Source organism: Streptomyces sp. NPDC020747 (assembly GCF_044334695.1).
In the GTDB taxonomy this organism is placed as follows: domain Bacteria; phylum Actinomycetota; class Actinomycetes; order Streptomycetales; family Streptomycetaceae; genus Streptomyces.
Genome location: NZ_JBIRTJ010000019.1, coordinates 271075 through 279678, shown reverse-complemented (window position 1 = coordinate 279678; position 8604 = coordinate 271075). Strand labels below are relative to the sequence as shown.

Below are 8604 nucleotides of genomic sequence, written 5' to 3'. Positions count from 1 at the left end.
CTGCTCTCCCGGTCCCCTTGCTGCACAACGGACATGACGCCACGTCACTCACGAGACCGGCGAACCGGACCAATCCCAATCACGCAATGCCCCTGGGCCTGCACCAGCCAGAACGGCGACTTGAGGTTGAGGTCGAGCACCACGTCCCAGGCCTCGTCCGGGAACGTCTCCAGCGGCTCGCGCCACATCGCTCCCGCGTTGTTGACAAGGATGTCCAGGTGTTCCGAGTCGGCCTGGACAAGATCAGCGAGGCGCTGACACTCGTCGTGCCTGGACAGGTCGGCGGGGATCGCTCGAACGTCGCCGAATTCGGACAGCAGACGCTGCGCCTCCGCGCAAGTGTCTGCGTTGCGTGAGCTGATGACGACGCGGGCGCCCGCCTGGAGAAGGCCGCGCGCTATCATCATCCCAATGCCTCTGGTGCCGCCCGTGACAAGGGCGTACTTTCCCCTCAGATCGAAACGCTCTGTGTGAGTGGTGAACTGGTTGTCCGCCATTGGTCTCCGTCCCTTCCTTCGTAAAAGAATGCGCCGACACGGTCGCGTATTCGGGGCAACTGAACTGATGAGGGTAAAGCTGCAGCGCGTTTCCATGGAGTGTTGTCGGCGCTTTCGACTCAACCAGGTTGACAGGTGTCTTGGACGTCCGGGAGACCCTGGTGATACAGGTACTGTCAGAACCCCCCTTGCCTGGTGCGCCGAGTCCGGATCACCCCGGCTCGATGCCCGTGGATGGTTCACCCAGAAACGAAGAAGTGCCTTGCGACCTGCGATGACGGGGTTTTTCCAGGACCACATCAGGCACGATCGACAAGGCACTTCCGAGATGCGGTCTTCCCCCAACACGGCCTGCACGACCCCGAAACGATCAACCGGGAATCAAGCCGGTGGATCCGGGCTCAGGCCTCAGGTCCCCGTATTCCAATTCCATTGCTCGCCGCGCCAGCTTCGGAACGGCTCCAGCATGGAGATCTCTGAGGACGCGGCCTCCAGACCGGTCGAGAATGTGGAGGCCAATTCCGTCAGCATGCTCTCCATCCTGACGGAATCGACATACTCGACCTCAGGAGACGGCTTCCAGGAAGTCCTGGAATGGCACCGGAGTACGTACGCCCCCGCCACCCTCTCGAAGGTCACCGTCCGCTCCACACCCTGTGAGTAGAAGTCGACTTCGCCGCGTCCCTCCGATGCCAGTCCCTTCAGCAGTTCTGGCAGTTGTTCCACGAGAGCCGACATGTCGTACGACACATCGAAGCCCCAGCCGTCACTGCCGAACCCCGCAATATGAAATCCGCAGCCGATCTCCGACAGGATCGTGCACCCCTGCATGACGAGGTACTCGTAGTCGTCCACGTCTTCCAGCGGCTCGGAAGCCGTAGCGGAAGCGATGACTCCCGAGGGGCCTGACAGGCTGAACTCGAAAGGAATTCCACTCACCCCTTGGATTTCACGACTTGTGGCTCGCTCAGCGTACGGAACGAGCTCACGCTCCCTCGACCCAGGCACTTCTGAGGAACTCCGCGGCCTTGCCGTGATCACTGAAGGTGTGCCCGAAGGTCTTGACGCTCTTGGCCGACCAGTTGACATTTCAGGGATCCCCACCTGAATTGTGAACGAGGACCGGAGTTCCGCCCGCCAGCACGTAGTACGTATGCAGGTCGTCAACCGTGAGGTTGTACGTACGCGCGTGATCGGTATACGCGCGGTTGCCGGTGACGACGACCGTGTCACTCTCGTCCGTCAGCAGCGCCATACCCGCCACGAGGTCGCCCGCCTCGATCCACGCCTGTTCGGACGGGGACCAGAACGGGTGCTCTTGCGTCGCGGTCAGCCTCTCGATGCCGTCCTCGGTCGCGATGGACAGCTCGTCGAAGTGCTTGTCGTCCTCCGTGACGATGAGGCGCGTGACCTTGCGGGAGCCGGTCTCGCCGGTCTCCGGGTCAGTGGCCAGCACCTCGTCACCGACGTCGACATCCTCGATGTCCTTGGTCGAGCCGTCGGCCATCCGGACGTCCGTGATTCCTTGGTCGACGAGGAGAGGAACGGCTCGAACGAGACACCTGTGCACTCAAGTTGCTCACACTTCGATCACAAGCGGTCAACGTGGACACGGGCGCCCGGGTTAACGCGGGTAACACCCCAGGTCAGCGAAGTAAGCGCATACCGACCAGACAGTTTGGCGAAACCCTCGCGCAGTTCGGCTACTTGCGAGTAGCGTGCGTGCTCGCTCACCCCCCGCTCCCTGCGGTCCGCACCGGGCCCGAGCCACGCAAGGAGAACCGGGATGTCCTACGACTCGTCCCCGTCGTACCCCGTTCCACCGCACCATCCGCCCCACAACTCGTCACCGTCCTACTCGACGTACCCGACGCAACCGACGTATCCGTGGGCTCCGCAACAGCCGGAGCCCGAACCCGCCCGACAGCCGAACCGGCATCGCCTTACCGCGCTCGGGCACCACAGCGACCTCCGGGTGCTGCGCACCGCGTACCGCTGGCAGCGGCGCGTGGCGACGCTGACCGCGCTCGGTTACTTCACGCTGTTCCTCGTCCTGTCCGCGTGGGCGCCGTCGTTCATGACGAGGGAGGTGGCCGACGGGCTGCCCCTCGGTCTGATGCTGGGGCTCTTCCAGGTGCCCGTCACCTGCGTGGCGATCGCGCTGTACGAGTACACGGCCCGCCGGGGCGTGGACCCGATCGCCGAGCGACTGCGGAAGCAGGCGGAGCTGGACACCAAGCGGGCGGAGGCGGGCAGGTGACCGGCTTCAGCAGTTCCGCCCAGGCGATGTCACTCGTGGCGTTCACGGTCGTGGCGACCATCACGCTGTTGCTGTGCGTGATGACGGGCCCGGACCGGGACGACCTCGACGAGTTCTACACGGGGTACGGCTCCCTCTCCCCGATGCGCAACGGCCTGGCCATCGCGGGTGACTACATCTCCGCGGCCACCGTGCTCGGCACGGGCGGCGTGATCGCGTTCTTCGGGTACGACGGGGTCGTACTCGCCCTCAGCACGGCCCTCTCCCTCATGCTGCTGATGTTCCTGCTGGCCGAACCCCTGCGGAACGCGGGCCGGTTCACCATGGGCGACGCGCTGGCACGGCGGATGCCGGGCCGGGCGGTACGGATCACGGCGTGCGCGGCGACACTGGCCGCGCTGCTCCCACTGATGCTGGTCCAACTCGCCGGAACCGGCGACCTGTTGGCGTTCATCCTCGGCTTCTCCAGCGAGGGGCTGAAGACGGGCTGCATCATCGGCCTCGGCGCGCTGATGATCAGCTACGCGGCGATCGGCGGCATGAAGGGCACCGCCCTCATCCAGATCCTGAAGATCGTGATGCTGCTCGGCTCGGGCGCCGTCATCGCCGTACTCATCCTGCACAAGTTCGACTGGAACCTCGGCGGTCTGTTCGGCCAGGCGGCTCGGAGCAGCGGTGCCGGGTCCGCGTTCCTCAGCTCCGGTCTGCAGTTCTCGGGCGGGCCCAACCCCCGCCTGGACATGATCAGTTCGGAGCTGACGGTGGTCCTCGGCGGGGCCTGTCTGCCGCACATCACCATGCGTATGTACACGGCGGGCAGCGCGCGTCAGGTGCGCCGTTCGATGTCCTGGGCGGTGCCGGCCGTGGCCCTGTTCGTGCTGATCATCACGGTCGTCGGGTTCGGGGCGACGGCGCTGATCGGGCGGGAGGCGATCGCGGCGGAGGACCCGCAGGGCAACACGGCGTATCTGCTGGGGGCGCGGGCCGCGTTCGGGGCGGACGTCTCGACGGCCGAGACGCTGCTGTTCACCACCGTCACGGCGGCGATCTTCCTGACCGTGCTCGCCTCCGTCGCCGGGATGATCCTCGCCTGCGCCAACTCCCTTGCCCATGACGTCTTCGCGCACGGCAGGAAGCAGTTGTCGCCTCGCCGGGAGATGACACTGGCGCGGGCGTCCGCGGCGGCGGTCGGTATCCCGGCGATCCTGCTGGCCACGCTGGTCCAGCACCACAGCCTGCAGCCGCTGGTGACGCTGTCGTTCTGCCTCGGCGCGTCCGCCATCGCGCCGGCGCTCGTCTACAGCCTGTTCTGGCGGCGGTACACGCGTGCCGGGCTGATGTGCACGCTCATCGGCGGCTCGGTGAGCACGCTCGTCCTGATGACCGGTACGAATCTGGTGTCCGGGTCGCCCATCTCGGCCTTCCCCGGCCATGACTTCACCTGGTTCCCGTTCACCACGACCGGGATCGTCTCCATTCCGCTGGGGTTCCTGTTCGGCTGGCTCGGCACGGTGGCCTCCGGCCGGAGGGCGGCGGAGGAGCAGCGGAAGCAGTACGAGGCTGTGGAGGGGTGGATCCTCGCGGGCGCCGTCCGGCGGGACTGAGGGGGGTGTTGGCTGCGGGCGGTGAGCGTTGCCCGCGCCGTTCCCCGCGTCCCTGAAAGACCAGGGGCTGAGGTCTGTGTGTTGGCTGCGGGTCGGTCGGTGTTGCTCGCGCAGTTCCCCGCGCCCCCAAACAGATGGGGCGACCCCCGCCTTCAGGGGCGCGGGTGACAACGCGCCGCCCGCTACTCCGCCGTCGCTCGGCCCGTCAACGTTGTGAGGCTGTTGCGGACGTGGGTCATGTGGGCGCTGACGTCGTCCCACTCGTCGCCGTGTTCGCGGAGGACGCGTTCCGTCTCGCGGGTGATGCGGTCCTCGTGGAGGCGGGCCTCGGCGAGGAGTTCGGCGGCGCGGGCCTCGGCGTCCTCCTGGTGGTGACGGGTGGACTCAAGAGCTTCGGCGAGAGCCCGCTCCGCCTCGGCCAGCTCCGCCGCCGCGCGCGCAGTCCGCTCCTCGTGGCGCGCGTCGAGCGCGGCCTCCTGTTCGGCCGCCTCGCGCGCGACCCGCTCCCAGCGCTCGGCGTGCTCCTTCTCCTGCTCGGCGAGGAGCGCCTCGCTGCGCCGCCGCGTCTCGCGCAGCGCGGCGAGCGCCTCACCGCGGTTCTCCTTCACCTCGCGCCGCGCGGCGATCCGCATCTCGTCGGCCTCGGCCTGCGCGGCGAGCAGCCGGTGCCGGACCCGCTCCTCGGCCTCACCACGCACCGCGTCGGCCTCCGCGCCCGCGGCCTCGCGCAGTTGCCCGGCCGCCGCCTCGGCCTCCTCCAGGACCAGCTGGGCCTCCCGCCGCGCGCCCTCGCTCACGGCCGCGGCCTCCTCCTCGCCCAGCTCGAAGAGCCGCCTGGCGCGGTCGCCGAGCGTCTCGTACGTCTGGGGAGCCAGCCCCGCCACGACCTCGTGCAGCCGGTCCGCCTCGGTCTCCATCTCCCTGGCCAGGACGGTCAGCCGGGCGGCCCGTTCCCAGGCGGCGTCGCGCCCCCGGGAGAGCGCCGCGGCGTACGCGTCGACCTGGTCGGGACGGTAACCGCGCCCCCGTACGGCCTCGAAGCCCTGAGGCGACACCGATGCGTTGCTCATCCTCGAATCCCCTCTCCGGCGTACGACATGATTTGTCGCACATCTTGGCGGATCAGGCAGAAGCGTTCACAACGCGACACTCCGGACTTGGGTCACGCAGGAACATGACGCGAAAGGGCCGGGCCCGGTCGACCGACCGGGCCCGGCCCTCTCAGGACGTTCGGGCAGCTCAGCGACCCGACGTCACAGCAAGCCGTCCCACATCTGTTCCAGCAGCACCGACCACCAGCTCTCCGGCGAGCCGAGCGCCGCCGGGTCGATCGCGGCCAACTGCGCCTGGAAGTCGACGGTCCAGCGCCCCGCCTGCTCCTGGTTGAGCCCGAAGCGAAGCCGCCACATCCGGCCCAGCAGCGCGAGGCTGCGCGCGAACTCGGGCAGCCCCGTGTTCACGAACTGCGGCGGTACGGAAGCGCCGCCGGGACCCGCCTCCACCGGCACGGCCACGATGTGCGCCGTCCCGTACTGGACACAGATCGCCTTGCCGAAGTCGCTGCCCATGACGAGGTACGAGCCCGCGTCCGCGGACGGCTGGACGCCACGCTCCTGCGCCAGCTCGGCGAGCGTCGGCACCGGGCGGCCCGGCTGGGCCTGCGCCCAGAAGAACGGGTTCATGTCGACGGGCAGACCGGCCACCACCAGCGTGTGCGCCACGATCGGCGGCACCCCCTGCCGGGACACGGCCGCCTGGTCGAACCGGAACAGTCCCGGTCCGAACGCCGCCGCCAGCTCCTGCCCGATCGCCTCCGGCGGGACCGGCGGCGCGGGCTGCACCGGCGGCAGCGGCGCCCGGATCGGTCCGGGCCGGGCAGGACCGTCCGCGACCTGGTGCAACTCGCCCTGGTGCGCGAGCAGTTGACCCATGCCCTGCTGACGGCTCGCGTGGTCCGTGCCGTACGAGGCGATGCTGGTGATCCGCGCCTGCGGCCAGCTCTCCCGGATCATCCGGGCGCAGTACGCACCCGGCAGCTCGCACGACTCCAGCTCCGTGTGGAGCTCCAGCACCTGCTGCGGCGGCACGTTCATCGCGCGCAGCTCGTGCAGGATCTGCCACTCCGGGTGCGGGGTGCCGGGCGCGGAACGCCGGATGAGCTGCTGCTCGCTCCCGTCCTGGGCGCGGTAGCGCAGGACCGCCTGATAGCCGGGGCCGACGGTCGGCTGCCCCTGCTGGGGGTAGCCGTAGGCCGGGGGCCGCTGCCCCGGCATGGGCTGACTGGGCATCGGCTGACCGGGCATGGGCTGCCCCGGGTAGGGCTGCTGACCGGGCGGCGGCATGCCGGGGGCGCCCGGCATCCCGGGAGGAGCCTGCGGCGGCGGCGCCATGCTCATGCCGCCGCTCGGGGGACCGGCCAGCATGGTCTCGGCGTGGTGGACGCCACCGGGGGCGCCGGGCCCACCGGGACCTCCCGGAGCACCCGGAGCACCCGGAGGCTGTGGCGCGGCGGGGCCTCCGACCGGCGGACCGGCGAGCATGGTCGCGGCATGGTGGACGCCGCCCGGAGGCGTACCGCCGGGGTTGTTGGGCACGCCCGGAGCACCCGGTGCGCCTGGCACACCGGGAGGCTGCGGGGCACCCGGAGTACCGGGCACGCCAGGGGGCTTGGGCGCACCGGGCTGGTTCGGGTCGGCGAGCATGGTCGCCGCGTGGTGGACACCGCCCGGAGGCGTACCGCCCGGGGTACCCGGAGTGCCCGGGGCGCCAGGAGGCTGCGGGGCCCCGGGCCCGCCCGGCCCGCCGGGGCCGAGCTGCGAAACGAGCTGCGTCGGTACGTACCCACCGGCCGGCGCACCGGGACCGGACGCGGGAGCCGCACCACCCGGGCGCGCGCCGGGCGTACCGGGCGCACCCGGAGGCGGCGGCGTACCGGGCGCACCCGCACCACGGGCACCGCGCGGCGGAGCCTGCGCCTTGCTGGTGGCCGCGTCGGCGATGTCACCGGCGTTGGGCGGCAACGGCCGCCCGCCCGCACCCGGACCGGGAGGCGGCTGCGGCGGATTGGGCCCGGCGGGCGACTGCGGAGCACCCTGCGGGAAACCGTACGAGGGAGCACCCTGCGTACCGGGCGCACCCGGAGGCGGGGTCCCGGGCGCACCGGGAGGCGGCGAGCCTGCACCGGGCCCCTGCGGGTAGCCGTACGAGGAAGGCGCACCGGGAGGCGGCGTCCCGGCGCCGGGACCCTGCGGATAGCCGTACGAGGAAGGCGCCCCGGGCGGCGGGGTGCCCTGCGCGCCTGGACCGCCAGGGCCGGCCGGAGCCCCCGGCCCCTGCGGGAACGAGGGCGGGTTCGGGTTGCCCACCGCGGGGGAGACGGCCGTGCTCGGGAGCTGGCTGCCGCCGGAGATCAGCTTGGTCTTGGCCTCGGGTGTCGCGTCGGGCTCCGACGGCCCGCCACCGGCGCCCGCACCCCCGACGTCCCTCAGCTGCGGCGCGTACACAGTCGCGGGGAGCGGCACCGAACGGTCGTCCCCCGTCTCGGCGTTGGTGTCGGTCCCGGCCCACGGCGTCGCGTCGGCGGGCACCCCGGAACCACCCGGGGCCTCTCCGCCGGCGGCGGGCCACGACGTACCCCCACCGGGAGCGGAGGATGCCGCCGGGCCACCGACGGGCCCGGGCAACGTCTCGGGGATCGCGCTTCCGCCCCCGGCCCCTCCGTGCGCGGGACCGGCATGACGGCCTCCGGACGGAACCCCGTCATTGCCGGCGGCAGCGGCGGCGGGACGAGACCCGGCCCCGTCGTTCGCACCGCCCGACGCCCCGATGCCCGACGCCCCGCCGGACGTCCGGTCCCGCCGGTCCGGAATGCCCATCCGGTCCGCCGCCTCCTGGAGCCACTCCGGAGGAGTCAGCAGGAAGGACGTCTGGTTGAGGTCGACGCGCGCGGGAGGCGCGGGCGCCGGTTCGGGCGCCGCGTCCGGCAGCCCGTACTCCTCCTCGTACCGGCGGATCACCTCGCCCACCGGCAGCGAGGGCCACAGCGTGGCCTCGCCGCTGTCACGGGCGATGACGAGCCGGTGGGCGCCGCCGTCGGACCGCGGTCCTTCGGCCCGGTCCTCGGCCCACACCACGAATCCGAGTTCGAACTCCCGCACCCGCACCTCGCGGTGCTGGTAGCCGGGCACATCCCCGTTGATCCACTCTTCCGCGCGCTCCTGCGCCTGCGCGAAGGTCACCATCG

5 protein-coding genes and 2 pseudogenes are annotated in these 8604 nt (G+C 70.8%); 2 read left to right on the top strand and 5 right to left on the bottom strand.

The genetic code is table 11. From position 1 onward, the window contains the following. Positions 1 to 95: 95 nt before the first annotated feature. From ACH4YP_RS40170 to ACH4YP_RS40160, 3 genes and pseudogenes are all read right to left on the bottom strand, one after another. Positions 96 to 497, bottom strand: a pseudogene (locus ACH4YP_RS40170) (SDR family NAD(P)-dependent oxidoreductase); the annotation flags it as partial. Between the two features lie 408 nt (positions 498 to 905). Beyond that, positions 906 to 1352: a hypothetical protein gene (locus ACH4YP_RS40165; RefSeq protein ID WP_398496011.1), complete on the bottom strand. Its 447-nt coding sequence runs from the start codon at positions 1350 to 1352 to the stop codon at positions 906 to 908. 250 nt (positions 1353 to 1602) lie between these two features. Then, a pseudogene (locus ACH4YP_RS40160) lies at positions 1603 to 2016 on the bottom strand (polymorphic toxin-type HINT domain-containing protein); the annotation flags it as partial. A 267-nt stretch (positions 2017 to 2283) separates the two neighbouring features. On the opposite strand from ACH4YP_RS40160, the gene ACH4YP_RS40155 reads away from it, so the two are divergent. Further along, the gene (locus ACH4YP_RS40155; protein WP_361061503.1) at positions 2284 to 2757 is read left to right on the top strand and encodes a DUF485 domain-containing protein; all 474 of its coding nucleotides are present in this window, start codon (positions 2284 to 2286) and stop codon (positions 2755 to 2757) included. A 26-nt stretch (positions 2758 to 2783) separates the two neighbouring features. Then, positions 2784 to 4361, top strand: coding sequence for a cation acetate symporter (locus ACH4YP_RS40150; protein WP_398496033.1), 1578 nt, complete (start codon positions 2784 to 2786; stop codon positions 4359 to 4361). A gap of 182 nt (positions 4362 to 4543) precedes the next feature. Here the strand turns inward: ACH4YP_RS40150 and ACH4YP_RS40145 are convergent, their stop codons facing one another. Continuing rightward, entirely contained in the window at positions 4544 to 5431 is an 888-nt protein-coding gene (locus ACH4YP_RS40145; RefSeq protein ID WP_398496009.1) for a cellulose-binding protein, read from the bottom strand. A 183-nt stretch (positions 5432 to 5614) separates the two neighbouring features. Further along, positions 5615 to 8602: an SUKH-4 family immunity protein gene (locus tag ACH4YP_RS40140; protein ID WP_398496007.1), complete on the bottom strand. Its 2988-nt coding sequence runs from the start codon at positions 8600 to 8602 to the stop codon at positions 5615 to 5617. Between the last annotated feature and the right edge of the window lie 2 nt (positions 8603 to 8604).